General features: G+C 62.0%; 20 protein-coding genes. 12 read left to right on the forward strand and 8 right to left on the reverse strand.

Features of this window, described 5'->3' with window-relative positions; genetic code table 11:
• The first annotated feature begins 1 nt into the window (after nt 1).
• The 7 genes from HX839_RS02000 to HX839_RS02030 are packed head-to-tail and all read left to right on the forward strand — an operon-like array spanning nt 2 to nt 6,491.
• Entirely contained in the window at nt 2-1,225 is a 1,224-nt protein-coding gene (locus HX839_RS02000; protein WP_008438995.1) for a type II and III secretion system protein family protein, read from the forward strand.
• Nucleotides 1,222-2,412 carry a pilus assembly protein CpaE gene (locus tag HX839_RS02005; protein ID WP_008438996.1) on the forward strand — a complete coding sequence of 397 codons (1,191 nt, stop codon included), beginning with the start codon at nt 1,222-1,224 and terminating at the stop codon, nt 2,410-2,412. The genes HX839_RS02000 and HX839_RS02005 overlap by 4 nt, the downstream gene beginning before the upstream one ends.
• Nucleotides 2,409-3,680 (forward strand): CpaF family protein, encoded by a 1,272-nt coding sequence (locus tag HX839_RS02010; protein ID WP_008438997.1) that lies wholly within the window; start codon nt 2,409-2,411, stop codon nt 3,678-3,680. The genes HX839_RS02005 and HX839_RS02010 overlap by 4 nt, the downstream gene beginning before the upstream one ends.
• 11 nt (nt 3,681-3,691) lie before the next feature.
• Complete coding sequence (locus HX839_RS02015) at nt 3,692-4,576, forward strand: type II secretion system F family protein (RefSeq protein WP_003212908.1); 885 nt, start codon at nt 3,692-3,694, stop codon at nt 4,574-4,576.
• 1 nt (nt 4,577) lies between these two features.
• The gene (locus tag HX839_RS02020) at nt 4,578-5,462 is read left to right on the forward strand and encodes a type II secretion system F family protein (RefSeq protein ID WP_087693099.1); all 885 of its coding nucleotides are present in this window, start codon (nt 4,578-4,580) and stop codon (nt 5,460-5,462) included.
• An 11-nt stretch (nt 5,463-5,473) separates the two neighbouring features.
• The gene (locus HX839_RS02025; protein WP_177066677.1) at nt 5,474-6,196 is read left to right on the forward strand and encodes a tetratricopeptide repeat protein; all 723 of its coding nucleotides are present in this window, start codon (nt 5,474-5,476) and stop codon (nt 6,194-6,196) included.
• A 22-nt stretch (nt 6,197-6,218) separates the two neighbouring features.
• Nucleotides 6,219-6,491: a DUF3613 domain-containing protein gene (locus HX839_RS02030; protein WP_177008343.1), complete on the forward strand. Its 273-nt coding sequence runs from the start codon at nt 6,219-6,221 to the stop codon at nt 6,489-6,491.
• Here HX839_RS02030 and HX839_RS02035 read toward each other — a convergent pair.
• Together HX839_RS02035 and HX839_RS02040 are read right to left on the reverse strand one after the other, a co-directional pair.
• Complete coding sequence (locus tag HX839_RS02035) at nt 6,488-7,276, reverse strand: response regulator transcription factor (protein ID WP_003212915.1); 789 nt, start codon at nt 7,274-7,276, stop codon at nt 6,488-6,490. The two genes, HX839_RS02030 and HX839_RS02035, sit on opposite strands and share 4 nt — an antisense overlap.
• Nucleotides 7,277-7,390: 114 nt before the next feature.
• Nucleotides 7,391-7,876 (reverse strand): prepilin peptidase, encoded by a 486-nt coding sequence (locus HX839_RS02040; protein ID WP_003212917.1) that lies wholly within the window; start codon nt 7,874-7,876, stop codon nt 7,391-7,393.
• A 71-nt stretch (nt 7,877-7,947) separates the two neighbouring features.
• Between HX839_RS02040 and HX839_RS02045 the strand changes: the two genes are divergently transcribed.
• Both HX839_RS02045 and HX839_RS02050 read left to right on the forward strand, forming a co-directional pair.
• The gene (locus HX839_RS02045) at nt 7,948-8,388 is read left to right on the forward strand and encodes a TadE/TadG family type IV pilus assembly protein (protein ID WP_003212919.1); all 441 of its coding nucleotides are present in this window, start codon (nt 7,948-7,950) and stop codon (nt 8,386-8,388) included.
• The gene (locus tag HX839_RS02050; RefSeq protein ID WP_177066678.1) at nt 8,385-11,132 is read left to right on the forward strand and encodes a PAS domain-containing sensor histidine kinase; all 2,748 of its coding nucleotides are present in this window, start codon (nt 8,385-8,387) and stop codon (nt 11,130-11,132) included. Before HX839_RS02045 ends, HX839_RS02050 begins: the two co-directional genes overlap by 4 nt.
• Here HX839_RS02050 and HX839_RS02055 read toward each other — a convergent pair.
• The 5 genes from HX839_RS02055 to HX839_RS02075 all read right to left on the reverse strand — a co-directional run bounded on the left by HX839_RS02055 (nt 11,129) and on the right by HX839_RS02075 (nt 15,564).
• Nucleotides 11,129-13,150, reverse strand: coding sequence for a pilus assembly protein TadG-related protein (locus HX839_RS02055; RefSeq protein WP_032899854.1), 2,022 nt, complete (start codon nt 13,148-13,150; stop codon nt 11,129-11,131). The two genes, HX839_RS02050 and HX839_RS02055, sit on opposite strands and share 4 nt — an antisense overlap.
• Nucleotides 13,151-13,279: 129 nt before the next feature.
• On the reverse strand, nt 13,280-13,837 hold the full coding sequence (locus HX839_RS02060) for a DUF4136 domain-containing protein (RefSeq protein ID WP_003212927.1): 558 nt from the start codon (nt 13,835-13,837) through the stop codon (nt 13,280-13,282).
• 45 nt (nt 13,838-13,882) lie between these two features.
• Nucleotides 13,883-14,488, reverse strand: a complete 606-nt coding sequence (locus tag HX839_RS02065; protein ID WP_177066679.1) for a DUF4136 domain-containing protein — start codon at nt 14,486-14,488, stop codon at nt 13,883-13,885.
• A 24-nt stretch (nt 14,489-14,512) separates the two neighbouring features.
• Entirely contained in the window at nt 14,513-15,262 is a 750-nt protein-coding gene (locus HX839_RS02070) for a methyltransferase domain-containing protein (RefSeq protein ID WP_076017967.1), read from the reverse strand.
• The gene (locus tag HX839_RS02075; RefSeq protein WP_017478435.1) at nt 15,259-15,564 is read right to left on the reverse strand and encodes a MazG-like family protein; all 306 of its coding nucleotides are present in this window, start codon (nt 15,562-15,564) and stop codon (nt 15,259-15,261) included. The genes HX839_RS02070 and HX839_RS02075 overlap by 4 nt, the downstream gene beginning before the upstream one ends.
• A 162-nt stretch (nt 15,565-15,726) precedes the next feature.
• Here HX839_RS02075 and HX839_RS02080 point away from each other — a divergent pair, with 162 nt between their 5' ends.
• The 3 genes from HX839_RS02080 (at nt 15,727) to HX839_RS02090 (ending at nt 18,132) form a co-directional block, all read left to right on the forward strand.
• Nucleotides 15,727-16,017 (forward strand): hypothetical protein, encoded by a 291-nt coding sequence (locus HX839_RS02080; protein ID WP_003212934.1) that lies wholly within the window; start codon nt 15,727-15,729, stop codon nt 16,015-16,017.
• A gap of 301 nt (nt 16,018-16,318) precedes the next feature.
• Entirely contained in the window at nt 16,319-16,621 is a 303-nt protein-coding gene (locus HX839_RS02085; protein WP_087693105.1) for a DUF6124 family protein, read from the forward strand.
• A 164-nt stretch (nt 16,622-16,785) separates the two neighbouring features.
• The gene (locus tag HX839_RS02090; protein ID WP_003217292.1) at nt 16,786-18,132 is read left to right on the forward strand and encodes an MATE family efflux transporter; all 1,347 of its coding nucleotides are present in this window, start codon (nt 16,786-16,788) and stop codon (nt 18,130-18,132) included.
• Here the strand turns inward: HX839_RS02090 and HX839_RS02095 are convergent.
• Nucleotides 18,116-18,979, reverse strand: a complete 864-nt coding sequence (locus HX839_RS02095) for an alpha/beta hydrolase (protein WP_177066680.1) — start codon at nt 18,977-18,979, stop codon at nt 18,116-18,118. The genes HX839_RS02090 and HX839_RS02095 overlap by 17 nt on opposite strands.
• Nucleotides 18,980-19,140 lie beyond the last annotated feature (161 nt).

Here is a 19,140-nt window from a genome sequence, read left to right on the forward strand (position 1 = left end):
AATGAGCAGTCGTTTCGTGTGGTCTTTTTCGCGAATTTTCTGGGCACTTCTCACCCTGAGCCTGCCTGTCGGCGTTGCACTGGCAGCACCCGGCAACTGCACGGGCCTGGGCCAGCTGCCGGCAGTGCTGGAGGTGGGTGAAGGCGCTCAACAGGCTATCCAGTCGCCGGTGCCGATTACGCGGCTGGCCATTGGCGATCCGAAAGTGGCCGATGTGCAGGTCAACGGCAACCAGGCGTTCCTGCTCACCGGCATCGCCTCGGGCACCACCAGCCTGATGGTCTGGACGGCCTGCTCCAGCAGCCCGCGCCAAAGCATGGTGTTCGTCAAGGGCAAGGCCACGTCGGCCCTGACCAGCCTGGCCCTGTCGCCGTCCGATGACCCGACCCTGCCCAGCCAGGTGCAAACCGACATCCGCTTTGTGGAAGTGAGCCGCACCAAACTCAAGGAGGCCAGTACCTCGATCTTTGGCCGGGGCGGCAACTTTCTGTTCGGCGCCCCGAACAATGTTGCCAATGCGGCGGCCACAGGATTCCGTGGGCTCCCGGTGAACAACGACACCTTCAACATCGGCTTTGGCGGCGGCCGTGTCTCGGCCATGATCAACGCCCTGGAAAGCAGCGGCTTTGCCTACACCCTGGCCCGGCCGAGCCTGGTGGCGCTCAGTGGCCAAAGTGCGACCTTCCTCGCCGGTGGTGAAGTACCGATCCCGGTGCCCAGCAGCGGCAGCAACACCATCTCCATCGAATACAAAGAGTTCGGTATTCGCCTGACCCTGACCCCGACCGTCATCGACCATGGGCGGATTTCCCTGAAGGTCGCGCCAGAGGTCAGTGAGCTGGACTACACCAACGCGGTCAACATCCAGGGCATCTCCGTGCCGGCGCTGACCATCCGGCGCACCGACACCAGCATCTCCCTGGCCGACGGCGAAAGCTTCGTGATCAGCGGCCTGATCAGCACCAACAACACCTCCAGCGTCAGCAAATTCCCGGGCCTGGGTGACATCCCGATCCTCGGTGCATTCTTTCGCGACTCCAGCATCAATCGCCAGGAAAAAGAGCTGCTGATGATCGTCACCCCGCACCTCGTGCAGCCCTTGGCGGCCAACGCCCAACTGCCTTCGTTGCCAGGGGAAAAGCTGCGCAATTACGACCCTAACTGGTACCGCCTGTATTTCCTCGAAAACGGCAATTTCGACCGCCGCAGTGGACTGTCCGAATGAGTGAGAGCCTGAGCCAGACCTTTTTGGCAATTACCCGCAACACCACGGATCTGGAATGGCTTCAGGGCGCACTCGCGCCCCTGGGGCAAGTGGTCAGCGCCGGTGCCGGCAGCCTCGACGAACTGTTGGCACTGGTAGACGTGACGTTCGCCAACCTGGTGTTCATCGGCCTGGACCGGGAACACGTCACCACCCAGTGCGCCCTGATCGAAGGTGCCCTGGAAGCCAAGCCGATGCTTGCCATCGTGGCCTTGGGCGATGGCATGGACAACCAGCTTGTACTGAACGCGATGCGCGCCGGCGCACGGGATTTCGTGGCCTACGGCTCGCGCTCCAGTGAGGTTGCCGGCCTGGTTCGGCGCCTGAGCAAACGCTTGCCGGCGGTCACCCCGAATACCCATCTAGGCGGGCTGACCGTGCTCTACGGCACCCAAGGCAATGCCGACGGCGCGCTGATCGCCAGCCACCTGGCGCTGGTGGTGCAAAAAAGCGGGCAACAAACGCTGTTGCTCGACCTGGGCCTGCCACTCGCTGACAGCCTCGCACTGCTGGGGCTGGAGAGTTCTTTTCATTTCGGCGACGCGCTGCGTCACTTGCGGCGCCTGGACTCAACCCTGATCAACAGTGCCTTCACCACGGCCGAAGCAGGTCTGCGCATCCTCGCCTACCACAACAACGACGAGCCCCTGGAGCGTACCAGCGCGGCCGAGCTGTACATGTTGCTCAGCGCCCTGCGCCAGCACTTCCAGCACATCGTGGTGAACCTGACCGGCCAACCCGACAGCGAAGCCTTGCGCACCTTTGTCAGCCATTGCGACAAACTGCTGTGGTGCACCGACCAAAGCGTGCCGGACTGCCGCCGCAACCTGGCCGTACTCAACCTGTGGCGGGAAAAAGGCATGAAACTCGACCATGCCCGCCTGCTGGTAGACCGCTACCTAAAGGGGGCCGCCCCGGACTCGGAGGCACTGGGCAATAGCTTCGGGCTGGAGGTAATCGCCGTCCTGCCCTGGAGCCCGGAAGTGCGCCTGAGTGCCAAGAACCAGGCCCAGACCCTGTTCTCCCTGGCCCCACGGGAAGCCCTGACACAGACGTTGCGCGGCTTGGGTGAGCGCCTGGCAAAACGCTCCGAGGGCCTGGAAAAACCCTCCACCAATTGGCTCAACCGCCTTCTGAGGACCAAATGAACGGCGAGAAGCTGTTTGGCGTCGCCCCGCGCGGCAACGTCGGCAACACCGATCACGACGGCCTGAAGCTGGTGCTGCATCGCTACATCATTGATGCCATCGAGGATTCGGGAAAAAATCTGCTGGAAGGCACACGCCAGTCCCTGGCGCAGTTTGTGATCGACAAGGTGGCCGAATACATCACACGTATGCACCTGGCGATTTCCCGCTATGAGATGGAGCGCCTGGCCGAAGAGATCGTCGATGAGCTGACCGGTTTCGGCCCGCTGGAAGTGCTGCTGCGCGACCCGACCGTCACCGAGATCCTGGTCAACGGCCCGCACCGGGTATTCGTCGAACGCGATGGCCTGCTGCAACAAAGTGACTTGCGCTTCATTGACGACCACCATGTCGAGCGGGTCATGCAGCGCATCCTCGCACCCCTGGGACGCCGGCTGGATGAGTCGTCGCCGATGGTCGATGCGCGCCTGCCCGATGGCAGCCGGGTCAATGCGATCATTCCGCCGATTGCCCTGGACGGGCCGTGCCTGTCGATTCGAAAGTTTCGCAAGGACATGCTTAAAAGCAGCGACCTGGTGGCCATGCAAACCATCGACCAGGCCATTTTCGACTTTTTCAAGGAAGCCGTCGGCAAGCGCTGCAACATCCTGATCAGCGGCGGTACCGGCACCGGTAAAACCACACTGCTGAACATTCTCAGCCAGTTGATCAACCCCCGCGAGCGCCTGGTCACCATCGAAGACGTGGCCGAGTTGCAACTGGGCCATCCCCACGTTGTGCGCCTGGAAACCCGCCCGCCCAATGCCGAGGGGCATGGGGAAGTGAAGGCCAGTGACTTGATCCGCAACGCCCTGCGGATGCGCCCCGACCGGATCATCCTCGGCGAGATCCGGGGCGTGGAGGTCATCGATGTGTTGACCGCCATGAACACCGGCCACGACGGTTCGATGAGTACCGTGCACGCCAACAACGCCCAGGACGCCTTGCTGCGCCTGGAAACCCTGGTGGGCCTGACCGGCCGGGTCGTCGCGGAAAAAACCCTGCGGCAAATGATCTGCGCGGCGCTGGATGTGGTGATCCAGCTGACGCGCCTGCCCGATGGCCGCCGCTGTGTCAGCGAAGTGGTGGAAGTGGTGGGCATCCGCGAAGACGTGTACGTCACCAACACCCTGTTTCGCCACGACAAGCGCACCGGCTTTGGCTTCCTGCGCGAAGCGGTCAACCCGGCCGGTGACAAGTTGCGTCACGAAGGTCACCTGCCGGTGTAGGAGGCAACCCGATGATCGGTCCGATTCTGCTCGCCCTGCTCGCCGTGGCCCTTCTGGTGCTGGGAATAGGCCTGATGCGCAACGGTTTGCGCAAGGCCCAGACCGACCGGGTATTGGAACGCCTGGCCGAAGGGCAACCCCAGGCCATGAAAGACAACGCGGTGACCACCAGCCTGGAACGCACGTTTATCCGTGCAGGCCTCGGCCGGCCAACCGAGCGCCTCGGCCTGTGGCTGACCCTGTGGGCCTTTGGCGCCCTGCTGGGGGGGCTCGTGGGCCAGTGGATAGGCTTGTTTGTGATGGTGGCGGCACCGCCCTTGGCACTGCGCCTGTACATCGCCGTACGCTACCAGCGGCGGCTGCGCCGGATGATCGAACAACTCCCGCAATTGCTCGATCACGCCGTACGCAGCCTGAAATCCGGACGCACCCTGGCGGACGCCATCCTGAGCGGAATCGATGCCAGTGACGACCCGTTGAAAAAGTCCATGGGTCGTATCAAGCGCAATGTGCAATTGGGTGTCAGCCTGCCGGAGGCCGCTCATGACTATGCCGAGTTTTATGAACAGGATGAATTGCGCCTGTTTGCCCTGGGCCTCAAGGTCAACCACCGCTACGGCGGCAACGCCAGTGAGCTGCTGGAAAACCTGATCAAGATGATCCGCGAGCGCGACCAGGGCGCACGGCAATTACGCGCCATGACCGGTGAAACCCGGGTGACCGCGCTGGTGCTGGCGGTACTGCCGGTGAGTGTCGCGGGCTACTTCCTGCTCGTTAATCCGACGTACCTGATGGCCATGTGGGATGACCACAGCGGCCAACGCCTGATGCTCGGTGCGTTCGCCTTGCAAGTCATCGGATGCGTGGCGCTGTGGCGCATGTTGCGGAGTATCTGAGATGGCGATACTGATCAGTGCCGTATTGTTTCTTGCCGCGTTATCACTGCTGCTGGCGAATATCCTGAGCAGTCGTCGTCAACAACGCGTGGTCGCCCAGCGGCTGCAGGGCGAGCCAAGCCGCAATGACAAAATGAGTGAGTGGTTGCACCAGTTGGGCAGCACCCGGATCGGCCAGCGCACCATCAGCCTCGATAACGAAACCCAAATCCTGCTCAACCGCATGGGCTGGAGAAAAACCAGCCAACGCTCGATGTTCGCCGCTTGCCAGATCGGTTCACCGATAGTTTTGCTGGGGCTGACCGCGATGACACTGGAGCTGTTCTTTCCCGGCACCGAGCATGAGTTTGTGATCTCCCTGCTGGGACTGATCATCGGCTACCTGCTGCCCAAGCGAATACTGGTGGCACTCGCCAAAAGGCGCCAGGGGAAAATCTCCCGGGAAGTAGCGACCTTCATCCCCCTGGTGCGCATTCTGTTTGAGTCAGGCATGGCCGTGGAGCAGGCGCTGCGGGTCATGGCCTACGACGCGCAAAAGTTGCTGCCGGTACTGACCGCCGAACTGCGCCTGGTGCTGGCACGCGTCGATTCCGGGCTGGAACTGGGGGAGGAATTGAACAAGGCCAGCCAGATGCTGGACGTCGATGAACTCAGCGACACGTGCCTGATCCTCCAGCAGCTTCTGCATCAGGGCGGCGGGGCGATGAAGTCGCTGCAATCGCTCAAGCAGTTGCTGGATGACCGGCGCCTGACCCGCCTGCAGGAATACATTTCCAAGATGTCCGCCAAAATGTCCGTGGTGATGATGCTGTTCCTGTTTCCCGCATTACTGATCGTATTGGCCGGCCCTGGCTTTATCGCCATCGCCAAAGCCTTCGTGCCTTGAGAGGACATGCAATGAAGACATTGATGGTCGCCTGCAGCCTGTTGCTGTTAAGTGGTTGCGCCAGTAACGGGCAACTGCCGTGGGCGGGTTTCAGCGCGCAGGGCAGTTGTGCCAAGCCCAACTCCAATCAGGAGTTATCGCTGAACCTGGCCGACGACATGGCCAACGAGGGCAAGCTGCACGCCAGCCTGGCCAACCTGCAAAACCTGCCGGACAACCTGCCCCAGGTGCGCCAGCGCCAGGCCAAGGTGTACCGCCTGCTGGGCCGCAGCGAAGCCGAACCGTTGTACCGCAGCCTGCTCGGTACCTGCATGGCTGCCGAAGGCGAGCACGGGCTCGGCCAGCTGGCAGCGGCCAGGGGAGACAACGGCCAGGCCATGGCGCACTTGCAACGCGCGGCCAGGATGTCGCCCACCGATGAGAAAATCCGCAACGACCTGGGCGTGGTGTACCTCAATCAACGGCGCCTGGAAGACGCGCGCTTCGAATTCCTCACGGCGATGGAACTCAAGCAGAGCGACCAACTGGCCGCGCTCAACCTCGTGACGCTGATGATTTACCAGGACAACTGGGAACAAGCCGCACAAGTGGCCAGCCGCATGGGCCTGAGCCCGGAACAAGTGACGCAAGCCCAGGCCCGGGCGCAGCAACTCAAGGCGCCCGTCTCACCGACGACAGCGCCAAAAGATCAGGTCGCAACCGTAGGCGACGTGCTGCAAGCGCCGGTCAAATAGGTCTCTAAAGGGAGTACACACGATGAAATTCACACTGCTCGCCACGCTGCTGTTCGCCAGCCTGCCGCTGACGGTGCTGGCTATTGAGCCGGGGCCTTCTTCGCCACAGCAAAAACAGACCGAAGGCTGGCTGCAACTGCAGGTCAGTGGCGAACGCGCATCTCCCATCCGGCAGAAGGCCACGCCCGCTGAACGCGACCAGGCCATGCAACGCCTGCTGGACAGTTACAAATACCCTATTCCTGAGTACTACGACCAGAAACTGGGCGGCAACACCCCAGGCAGCAACAACTAATGCGCAGTGACGCGCTGGCGCGCCGCAGAATTGTTCGGCGATAACGCCAGCGCCAACTGGGTTCGGTTGTGCATATGGGTCAGGCGCAGCACTTGGGACACGTAGAGTTTCACGGTGTTTTCAGTGATGCCCAGCTCACAGGCAATCTGGTAGTTGGTCTGGCCCTTGCCTACCAGCCTTGCGACATCCAGTTGGCGGGGCGACAACTGATTGAAGATCGCCGGTATTTCAACCCGGTCAGTGTCGCTGACTTCACCCTCGGCTTCAGTCGACAGGCCGGATTGCGGACTGCTGCGCACCTTGTCGAGGTCATGATAAAGGTCATCGATGGACGCCGAGAGAAACTGCAGCTTCTGGTTCAGGTGCCCCAGGTCGAGATCTTTCTGCCGGTCCTGCAGCGCGACCACCTGGCGTTGCAACCCTTCGAGCAGCTCGCCCAAATTGATCGGCTTCTGGTAGTAATCGGCAATCCCGGCGCGCAAGGCCTTGATCACGTCCTGCTTGTCTGCACGCCCGGTCAGCATGATGGCCTCAAAGACCCGTTGCTTGCCGGCCAGGTGTTGCAGGGCCTGGACCAGTTCGATGCCATCCATCTCGGGCATATGCAGATCGCACAGCACCAGGCCGATCTCGGCATCGTCGCGAAAACGCTCGATGGCTTCCTGGCTGGATGCGCAAGGGACGCAACGGTAACCGTTGCTTTCAAGAAATTCGCAAAGCTCTTCCACGATCAAAGGCTGATCGTCCACCACGAGCACTTTCACTTGAGAGGTAAGCTTGTTCACGCGCTACTCCATGCCTGGCAAGCAAAAGGACCGATGTATCCATTCCGACCATTTTTCCCATACAACTTACCCATAAACGTAGACGTACTTTCCTACTATGTACATAGCGTTACCCTACGTGGCGACTAATGGGATCCAAAACCAGGACAGGCAAAAACCGATCAGTAAAAACGGCACGAACGGCTGCCTGGCCGAATGTGCCGGATCAAGGTACTGCAAGGTGTTCCTAAGCCCTTGATTCATCAGCGGCCACACCCTGGGCGCCAGCAACAGCCAGGCTGCGCTCGCGAGGCCGGCGCCGATAAAAGTGCCCAGTACGTAGAGGTAGTCGGTTGCCAGCCCCAATGCCGCGATCAGCTTCACGTCACCGGCGCCCAGGCGGCCCAGCGCGTACCCCGGCAGGGTGAACAACAACGCCAGGACAAAGGCCACACCGCCCTCGACAGCCGGTGCACCGAGCCAGGTCGTACCGCTCCAGAACAGGTAACCCAACGCCAGCAAGGCTGCGCCGAGGGTCAAACGGTTGGAGACCTGACGTAGACGGATATCTTGCACAGCGCACAGCGCGAGCCAAACGACCAGGACGAGGCTTTGAATCACGTAAAAAAAATCCCTTTTTGCTGAATGATTCTATGCTGATATCAGGTAGTTGTAGTCAGGGTAGACGAGTCATGAAAAAAGGCCTCGCTAAAAAGCAAAAAGGTGCCGCCGCGCTGGAGTTCGCGATGGTCTTCATGATTTTTTTTGCCATTTTTTATGGCCTGGTCAGCTACAGCTTGCCGTTATTGCTGATGCAGTCCTTTACCCAGGCCGCCGCCGAAGGCGTAAGACGTAGCGTCGCGCTGGACCCCGCCACGCCTGGCTACGTCACGGCACTGCCGCTGCAGGCCGTCAGTGCGGCGCAGGCACAACTGGCGTGGATCCCCTCCCAGTTCAAATTCCTTCCCGGGTACGTGACGGCCGTCTACAACTCGTCAGGCGTGTTGACGGTGTACATCAACTACCCGACGTCCAGCCTCCAAAGTGTGCTGCCGTTCCTGGTACTGCCAGGCATCGGTACCGTCCCCGCCCTGCCTCCCATGCTGTCCGCCCAGTCGAGCATGCAGTTTTGACCTCAGGCGATAAACTCTTCGGCCGCCTGCTCGGACGCGGCAACCAGCTGCCTGCTGACGCACCGGCAGCGATCCCGGCAACCGCCGCGTTGTTGTTCTACCTGGACGCCCAGGGCCGCGTAATGGATGTCCATGGCCCGCTTCGCCATCGACTCGAACACCCCGCTGCGCAACAGCAACAGGCACCCTCGCTGCTCGACTACCTCACTGCGGCGAGCCGCCTGGTGATCGAGGGCACGCCCAGCGACTGGCAGGGGCAAAGCCTGGACCTGGAGCTCAAGGGGCTCGCCGGGCAAACCCTGCATACCCGTGGCTGGGTCCAACCCGAAGGCAAGTGCTGGCTCCTGCAATTGCTGGACATTGGCGACCTGATTGCCCATCGCCAACTCACCCAGGTGCGCGAACACAATCAACGGGTGAGCGACCAGATCAGCGAGCAACTGCGGGTCTGCAGCCTGGTGCGCCTGCCCGAAGTACTGCAAGACACTCTGCAGGCTATTTCCCAGCACTGGCACATCCCCTGCGTCGCCATCGCCTTGCTGGATGAGCAGGGCCAGGCGTGGTGCATCGAGGGCTGTTACACCGCCCACGATGCGCCGGTACTCTGGAGCAACGGCCAAGCCCTGGGCTCCAGCCTCGACAGCCTGGGCGGCACGGCGCCAGTGAGCCTGGAGGTAAACCGTGGCCACAGCGAACACCCACGCCTGCAAGGCCTGTTTGGCAATACCGATGGTTTTCTGGTGCCCTACCGCGACGGCCTGGGCGTGGGCGCATGGCTGCTGTGCGGGGTGTATCACCGCCAGGAACACACCAGCGACCGTGACTGGTTGCAACTGACCGCCGCCCTCGCGGCACCGCTGCTCGGCCGCCTGCGCGAACTGCGCCATCAACAGCAGCTGGAACGCCTTGACGCGCTGCAAGGATTGCTCGGCACCGGCTGGTGGGAGCTGTCCCCACACACTGAAGACCTCGAGCTCGCCCCACCGCTGCTGCACACCCTGAGCCAAGGCGAGGCCATCACACAGCTGTCGCTGCCGATGTGGCTCAAGCTGATTCACCCTGCCGACCGGGAAGAACTCGCCAGCCGCCTGCAAGACCTGAAGACCCTGGGCAAACCGCTGTCCACCAGCGTGCGCCTGCAACGTGCCGACGCGGCGCTTAACCCCATCTGGTATCGCGTGCAGGGGCAAGCGTTGGGCTCGGGTGAGCAGCGCCGCCTGGTGGGTTTCATGCTCGACATCAGCGACATAAAAAACCAGGAGCAACAGGCCGCCGCCGCCCACGCACGCCTGGATAACCTGATCGCCAGCTCCCCGGCTGTGATCTATGTGCAGCGCTACGTCGAGGGCACGCTGCAACCGGTGTTCTTCAGCGACAGTTTGCTGCCGCTGCTTGGCCGCACCCTGGCCGATTTCACCCCGGCGACGCTGAACCAGTGGATCCACCCCGAAGACCGCGACCTCTACTTCGACCGTACCCGCCAACTGCTGCGCGAAGGCAGCGTGCGCAGTCGCTACCGGGTGCTCGACACACAGGGCAATTACCACTGGCTGCTGGATGAAGCCCGGCTGCTGCGCGACGACCTCGGGTTGCCCGTGGAAGCCGTGGGCCTGTGGCTGGATGTGACCGAGACGACCCTGGCGGCGCAACGGGTCAAGGAAAGCGAGGAGCGCTATCGAATCCTCGTGGAAGACTCCCCGGCCATGATCTGCCGCTACCTTCCGGACCTGACCCTGACCTTCGGCAACACGCCTCTGGCCAACTACATGGAATGCCTGCCTGGACAGCTGCCGGGCATGAACCTCAGCCAGTGGTTGTCCGAAGAACAACGCGAGGCATTTGTGCAGCGCATCCGGCAGTTGACCCCGGAGTTCCCCGTGAGCACCGCCGAAATCAGCCTGCAACTGCCGGGGCGCACACATGCCTGGTGGGTGTGGTCGGACCGGGGCGTGTTCGACGAACAGGGCCAGTTGCAGGAAGTGCAGGCCGTGGGCCGCGACAACACCGAAGTGCGCCGCTCCCAGCAGCAGCTGACCCAAAGCGCCAAAATGGCCACCCTCGGCGAAATGGCCACCGGCCTGGCCCACGAGATCAACCAGCCGTTGAATGTGATGCGCATGGCCATCGTCAACGTGCTCAAGCGCTTGAGCAACGGCGATGCACAAATCGACTACCTGACGGAAAAACTCCAGCGTATCGACTCCCAGGTCCAGCGAGCCGCCCGCGTGGTAGACCACATGCGGGTGTTCGGCCGCCGTTCGGAAGTCGAACAGCAGCCCTTCAACCCGGCGCAGGCGGTGGAAGGCACCCTGTCGCTGCTCAGTGAAGGCATGCGCGGCAAAGGCGTGGACCTGCGCGTGGCACAGCTAGACGTGACGGTGCAGGTCAAAGGCTATGTCGACCAGCTGGAGCAGGTGCTGATCAACCTGATGGTCAACGCCCGCGATGCCCTGCTGAGCAAACGCGAACACGACCGCGACCTGCAACCGTGGATCTCGGTGCAGATCGAGCAGGACAGCCGCCACGTACGCATCTGGGTCGAGGACAACGGCGGCGGGATTGACCCACGGCTGCTGGAGCGGATTTTCGAACCGTTCTTCACCACCAAGCCGATTGGCGTGGGCACCGGCCTCGGGTTGTCAGTGAGCTACGGCATTGTCGAGAACATGGGCGGCCGGTTGAGCGTCGCCAACAGCGAGCATGGGGCGAAGTTCTGTGTGGAGTTGCCGGTGGTTGAAGCCTAATTCACCAGAGCCGCTTGCCCATGCGGCCGACAACTGAGGTTGGCGCCCACTTCCACCGCGTTCAGGTTAACCCCAAGGTTCGACAACAGGCTGTTCACCACCGGGTCCAGAATAGGGCTGAGCACTCCGCCAATCACGGTGCCCAAGGTGCTGTTGAGCCCGTTTAGCACTGTGCCCGCCGTCGTCAATAACCCTCCCAGCAGATTGAACCCCGTTGGCTTGTAGACCTGGAACTGGATACCGCTCAACGCGTTACTGATCGCGCTGAGAAGGCTGGCTGTCGATGAGGCGTAGTACTGCGGCGGCAGGTTGATTTCCGGCGGCTGAAGGTATGTGTGGGGGGGCAAGGCACTTGTCGCAGCGCCCACCGGACTGTTGACGCTCAAGCCCAGGCCGCCCCCGTAAAACGCTTTGCGGGTGGACGGATCACAAGTGGTAGGCCCCAGGCCCAGCAAGGGTTTGAAACAGGTAATGGATCCGATATCCACCACCGGCACTGGAGGAATCGGATTAAGGGTGGTGTTGCTGTTGAACGCGTTGATCAGTTGCGGGCTCTGGCCAATTTGCACGGTAACGATCGAGGCATTGGTCTGGGTGGTCAGGGTCTTGGTAGCGTCGCTGACGCAGGTAAACCCGGTGACATAGCTTTCAGCCGTGCCCAGTTGAAGGACCACATCTATCCTGGCGGCCGGCGGGTTTGAGGATGACGACAGCACCTGCAAATTCGTCATCTGGCAATAACCACCCAGTACACACAGCACCGAACTGATGGTTCCTCCCAGGTTCAAGCTCAACAAGTTGTTCAAAACGTCCGAAAGCGGCCCGACCAAGCCGTTCAGGGCGGCCTGCACCGCGGGAGAATCCAGCGGTGGCAACCCTAACGTCAGGCCGACGCTGATCTGAGCCGTTTTTACGTAAATGCGGGTTGCTGAAGTTTTATCCACGGCAAACCGCGGATCGCCAATAGCGGACAACTGCGGTGGCTGAATCACCTTGACCTGAACACCTGCATTCACCAGGCCCGGAATATTCACCGGGATGGTCGCCACCACCCCGTTCTTGGTATTGGCCAATTGCACAAAGGCTTCGGCCAGCTGGAACACATTCAGGCTGGTATTCAGCCCCGCCGACACCGCCCCCGTTTGCAGCTGCAGCAGGCTGCCCAGGGTGACATCAAGGTTGCCGATTATCGCGTTGATACTGGTAAGACCGCTGACCGCCACGCTGGCTGTATTGCCTCCGGCACTGAGCACCGTAATGGCTGCGTCGACCAGTTGACTGATCTTGACCGTCTTGGTCAGCAGTTGATCGTAGGCTCCGGCCGTGACGCCTACGTTCAACGCCAGCTGGTTGAGGTAGCTGAGCAAGTTGATGTTGGTGTCTACCAGGCCCTGCCAGCCTGCCACGCTCAGGTTCAGTGAGCCGCCCAAGAGTTGGCCGAACAACAGGTTCAGTGCTGCTGATTTGCTCGAATCCACAGTGACCAGGGTCGATTTGATCGTCAGTTGCGCCTGAGGCGGCAGGATCTTCGGCGCCGCCACCGCGACGGCAGACAACTGGGTGTTGAAGTTGTAGCCGCTACCGCTGAACAACGCCCAGACCCCCCCGGCAACGCTGGTCATGATCGGGCGCGAGGCAGTCACCTGGATGGCATCGGTCTTGGTCGCGTCTGCGGAGAACACCCGCTGGTTGGTGGCGCCGGTGGTCAGCACGCCGCATTTCACTATCAGGGCGTTTGCTGGCGGGATGACATAACCGTTGCGCACTGCGCTGGCACCGGCATAGGTGGGCGCGGTATTGGTGGCGGGCAGGCAATCCCCCTTACGCTGCACTGCCTCCAGTGCCGCCATATCGGCAATCCCCTGCAACTGGCGTTTTTCCAGGTACAAACGGCTGCTATCAACCACCAGCAACATGAATACCAGCACCATGCCCAGGGTCAAGACCGCCACCAAGCCAACCGCACCGCGCTGCCTTGCAGGCCCGGCGTGGTGACCGGAACGAAGTCGAAGAGACATCGAGCACTCCTTTGCCGGCACACTGCCGAGCGCTTACTCTCCTGTGTTGCTTGGGAGTGTAGTCAAGAGCGGCGGGGGCTGCAGGCCAGTCGCCATAGATCGACGACTGGCGGAGGGCTGATCAGGCGATCAATGCGGCGGGTAGTTGGAAAGCACCTTGGTCACCGTGGCACGAATAGCGGCACTGCGGTCTTGGGGTTCAGGCGAGCTGGCGAGGATCTGCTCATCGCTGCCACGCCACACCAGCTTGCCATCCTTGCCGTCGAGCAAGTCAATCTGGATGGTCGCGACCTTGTAGGTGATGTTGCGGGTTTCGTTATACATCGGCGCGCCCCAGTAACCATTCCACGGGCCGCCCCAGGCGCCGCCGTAATTGGTGGTGACTTGTTGCTGGCGGTCTTCGACGATCAGGTAGGTCTGTACATTCAGGTCAGCCTTGGTGCCCGGCGCGGCAGGACGCAGGCCACGCTGGTCGAGCTGCTCGCCCACGGCCTGGCGGATGCGCTGTTCGGTGAGGTCACTCTTGATCCGCGGGTCATCCGGGCGGTATTGCAGCGCGGGTTCTTTCCAGCTCCAGCTGCGGTAGGCGCCAAAGTCCCGGCTGGCGTCGAAATCATGGTTGACCTGGCTGGTCTGGCAACCGCCCAGCAACACAACAACAGCAAGTGCAGCAATACGACGAAGCATGGTTTTTCTCCAAAAGACAATCCGGGCCTGAGATGAGAATAGCTGCTAACTGGGTGGGTAGGCAGTCATTGCCTTTTGCATCGCCTCACGCAGCGAGTCGGCGCGCTCGCTGAGGCTGCCCTGGCTCGTGGTTTCGGCGCTGGTGCTCCATACCGGCTGGCGGGTGCGCGCGTCGAACAGGCTGATGCGCGCCACGGCCACCGTCACTTCATAAGTGCGTACCACCGGCACCGTGTTGTACATGCCGTAGCCGTTGCCGTAGCGGTTATAGCCGCCGTAACCGTAGCCATAGTCGTCCTGGACCTGGCGCAGGCGTTTTTCCAGGCGCACGTCGGCGCTTACCAGCAGGTCGGGGGCGCGGTTGTCATGCAAGGGGCGCAGGCCGCGCTGGTCGAGGGCGCCGCTGACCGCCTCGGCAATCTGCGCCGAATCCGCCCAGGCCGAGCCTGTCGGCAGCTGGTTGTTGAGCCAGGCCCAACTGCGGTACGCGCCGTAGTCGCGCACCGGCGCCGGGTAGGCGCTGGCATCAAAGGTGTTGGCCGCCTGGGCAGGCGCCGGCGGCATCGGGGCAGACGCCGCCACATACGGGTTGGGGCTTTGGCAACCCGCCAGGCCCAGGCCCAGCAGGATCAGTCCAAGACAGCGCTTCATTTCGACCTCCGCAGACTGGGCCGCTTAAACCGGACGGCAGATCCAGTGCAAATAACGCCCAAGTCCGGCAAAGCTTGGGTGACGACGGTGTGCGAGCTCCATCTCCAACAAATCCTGCAACTCGGCGCGGGCCTGGAATTCCACCGGCATATAGTCGTGGAACACCCGCACGCCACTTTGGGTTTCGACCTGCCACAGGCCCTCTAGTTGCGTCGCCAACTCCCGTGGGTCCAGGGGTTGTTGCGGCGTGAGGCTCTGCTTTTCGCCGGCCATATCGTTCTTGCGCATTTTGCGGAAGTGGCCTTTGAGCAGGTTGCGGTAAATCAAGGCATCGCGGTTATAGAAAGCCAGCGACAGCCAGCCACCGGGCGCGGTCAACTGGTGCAGCACCGGCAGGATCGCATGGGGTTCGGCCAGCCACTCCAGCACGGCGTGGCACAGCACCAGGTCATAGGGTTCGGTGAGCTGGCCCAGCAGGTCTTGCCAGGGGGCTTGAATGAACGTGGCTGTCTGCCCGGCTTCGGCGAAACGCTGGCGGGCGCCTTCGAGCATCGGCTCGGCGGGTTCGGCCAGGGTTACATCGTGGCCGCGCTCGGCCAGCCACAGCGACATATGGCCCAGCCCCGCGCCGATATCCAGTACCCGCAACGGGCGGTCCGGCAGCGCTTCAATCAGGTCGGCCTGCAGCACCGCCAGGCGAATCGCGCCCTTGGCACCGCCGTAGATCTTCTCGGCGAAACGGGTGGCCAACTGGTCGAAATGACGGTCGCTCATTTGGCAAACCGCCGTTCGCTGTCGGCCAGCTTGGCCTGTACCACCTGATCCATGTCCAACCCCAACTCACTGCACAACAGCAGCAGGTACAGCACGATGTCACCGACTTCCTGGCCGGCATGGGCGAGTTTGTCGGCGGGCAACTGGCGCGACTGGTCTTCGCTCAACCACTGGAATATCTCCACCAGCTCGGCCATTTCAACGCTGGCGGCCATGGCCAGGTTCTTGGGGCTGTGGAACTGCTTCCAGTCGTTGGTATCGCGGATGCGGTGCAGGCGTTCGGTGAGGTGATCGAGGTTCATGGGGGGCTCCTGAAGGTGTATAGCTTCGGGCGCAAGCCGCGCGAAGGCAAGTGAATCCCTGCGGCCCGTAAACCTCTATGCTAGAAGGGAACTAGCTTGGGCCAATAACGAACAAAGGCTCAGGTTCGGCAGCTACGCCCACCGTCTTATCAGGACACACACATGCAAACAGACTTTTTCGGATGGCTGGGTCTCAAGATCGGCCAGATCATCCACTTTATCGTCGAGTTGTTCAGCGGGCTGTTCAATACCCTGTCCCACGCGGGCGGCGACTTTGTCGACGGGCTGTCCAGATCCTTGGGGATGGACACCTCGATCATCAGCATCCTCATGCTGATTATCGGCTTGATGCTGTTGTACTCGGCGGTGCGCGCGTTTATGCGGGCTTCGATCATCATGGGGATTATCTGGTTGATGCTCGGGCTCTGGGTGCTCAGTTGGGTGGTGCATTAATAAAGGGCCAGCAGGGTAAATCCCTTTAATTTGAGGGACGTTTCCGAGACAATCTTTCGGCCTTGTGCCTGTTGGGATGGGTGGCTAGTCTTCGGCCCTTCACTGCATATCAGTGATCGGGTTTAGTCGCCCGAGTTCAGACAGGCGCATGTCTCCCATGAGGTTTTATGGTGGCTGTGCGCAGGGCACCTTCGGGTGCGCCGGAGTTTTCCTGTCTGACCGGTCGACTAACCTGCGTATAGCCGCCACCCTTCGTTTAGTCGCGACAGGGCCGGCTCCTTCTGCAGACAGGAGCTACACGATGAATAAGGTTGTCCCCGATCCACCCAGCGACCTCCTCAACGACCGCGCCGCCTTCAATCGCGCCCTCGAACATTACCTGCCATCCCAAGGCTTCCACACCATCAACGAAGACCTGAGCTTCGAAGATTCCCTGCTCTACACCGCCAGCTTGCTGAGCAGCGCCTCGGCGACTGCGCTTGATTGCGGCGAGCTGCTGGAGAGTCCACAGCGGGCGAAGATCCTGGCGGTTTGGCACTTGCTGGAAATTGCCAAGACCACCGTCGACCGCTCCATCGAATGCCTGCACCCGCGCAAAACCTGACACTACGCGGTCAAAAATGTGGGAGCGGGCTTGCTCGCGAAAGCGGTGGATCAGCCAATACATCCGGCGACTGACACACCGCTTTCGCGAGCAAGCCCGCTCCCACATTGGCCCTGCGGCGCAGCTAATGGACAGTTACACTACCGCTCCCCAAAGGAGCCCGCATGACTTCCCTGCTAACCGACTGGCGCGACCGCCCTACCCACCGCCGCGTGTGGGCCCTCGCCGCGCCGATGATTTTGTCGAACATCTCCGTACCACTGGTGGCGCTGGTGGACAGCATGGTCATCGGCCACCTGCCCCACGCCCACCAACTCGGCGCCGTGGCCGTTGGCGCCAGCCTGTACACCTTCCTCGCCTGGGCCATGGGTTTCCTGCGCATGGGCTCCACCGGCTTTGCCGCCCAGGCCGCCGGGCGCGGTGACGGGGCCGCGCTGCGGCAGATTCTGTTGCAGGGGCTGTTGCTGGCGCTGGGCCTGGCCATAGTGCTCGGCAGCATCGGCATTCCGTTAAGCGGCCTGGTGCTGGACTGGATGCAGCCCTCGCCCGAACTTAACCAGCTGACCCGCGAATTCTTCCACACCCGGCTCTTCGGCCTGCCCGCAGCGCTGGCCAGCTACGCGCTGGTCGGCTGGTTCCTCGGCACCCAAAACGCCCGCGCGCCGCTGGCGATTCTGCTGACCACCAACCTCGTGAACATCGCGCTCAACCTGTGGTTCGTGCTGGGTCTGGATTGGGGCGTGGTCGGCTCGGCCCGCGCCTCGGTGATCGCCGAATGGACCGGCGCCCTGCTCGGCCTGGCCCTCACCCAAAAAGCCCTGCGCGCCTACCCCGGCCATATCGCCTGGGCCGCGCTCAAGCTGTGGCAAAGCTGGCGCCCGCTGCTGGCGGTGAACCGCGATATCTTCATCCGCAGCCTGGCCTTGCAATCGGTGTTTTTCATGATCACCGTGCAAGGCGCTCGCTTGGGGGATGCCACGGTGGCGGCGAATGCGCTGCTGCTCAATGGTCTGTTGCTGACGGCCCACGCCCTGGACGGACTGGCCCACGCCGTGGAAGCCTTGTGCGGCCACGCCATTGGCGCCCACGACCGCCAGGCCTTGCGCCGCTCGCTGGTGGTGGCCTGTGGTTGGTCGTTGCTGGCGAGTATCGGCTTCGCGATCCTGTTCGCCGTGTTCGGCCACCTGTTTATCGCCATGCAAACCGATATCCCGAGCGTGCGCGAAACCGCCGACATCTACCTGCCCTACCTCGCCGTACTGCCGTTGATCGCCGTGTGGAGCTACCTGCTGGACGGCCTGTTCATCGGCGCCACCCGCGCCCGGGAAATGCGCAACGGTATGCTGCTGACGGTGGTGATTGTGCTGCCCTTCGCCTGGGCCTTGCAGGGCCTTGGCAACCACGGATTGTGGATAACCTTCCTGCTGTTCATGGCCCTGCGCAGCCTGACGCTGTGGGCAATTGCCTGGCGCCTGAACAAACAGGACCGCTGGCTCACTGGCCCGGCGTGAACGTGATAAACGCCGTGACCCGGTCCAACACGGGCGCCAGCCAGCGCAGCGGCCGGGACATCGACGCCACCAATGTGGCGTGGCTGGTCCTGGTGAAGTAGAACTCCTCCACCGGCACACCCGCCGCTCGCAGCTTTTTCGCCAACCCGCCGGTGTTGCGCTTGGGGTTGACCAGATTGTCGTCCACCGAAGCAATCAACAGGCTGGGGGGTGCGCTTTGGCTCACGTGGTTGATGGGTTGGGAATCGGGCGGCGAGTCCGGGTAGAAGAACACCGGGCGCACATCGCGGTTTTCAATCGGCAGGAAATCATACGGCCCGGCGAGGCCGATCCATCCCTTGAAGACTGACGGCGACAGGCCAACCCCGGCCAGCCACTGCGGGTCCAGTGCCAGCATTGCCGCGTTATAGGCACCGGAACTGTGGCCCATCACATACAGCTTGCGGGGATCGCCGCCGTATTCGGCACTGTGCTGATACGCCCACGCGACTGCTTGGGCGCCGTCCTGCAAAAACAGTGGGTAGCGTACTTGCGGGTAAAGCCGGTAGTCGGCGATCACCACCACGATGCCGCGCGCAGCCAGGGCTTCGCCGACGAAACCGTAGTCATCCCTTGAGCCGCTGTTCCAGCTGCCGCCATAGAAAAACACCACGACGGGTGCGTCGGGCAAGGCGGTGACGGGGCGGTAGATATCGAGTTTCTGGCGGGGGTCATCGCCGTAGGCGAGGGAGGAGGTTTTGGTGAAGGTGCTGGTGGGGGTGAGTGCGTTGAGCACTTTGATCGGGGAGCAGGCTGCGAGCAGCGTCGCGATGGCCAGGGTGAACACTTGCAGGAGTTTTTTCGACATTATTCAGGCCCTATAAAAACTGCAGGACTTGCGGCGATCCAAATGTGGGAGCGGGCTTGCTCGCGAAGGCGGTGTATCAGTCTGCACATGTATTGACTGACACACCGCCTTCGCGAGCAAGCCCGCTCCCACACTGGATCTCTGTCACATTGAGATCTTTG

It is taken from the genome of Pseudomonas sp. I8001 (assembly GCF_013385345.1).
Taxonomy (GTDB): Bacteria; Pseudomonadota; Gammaproteobacteria; order Pseudomonadales; family Pseudomonadaceae; genus Aquipseudomonas.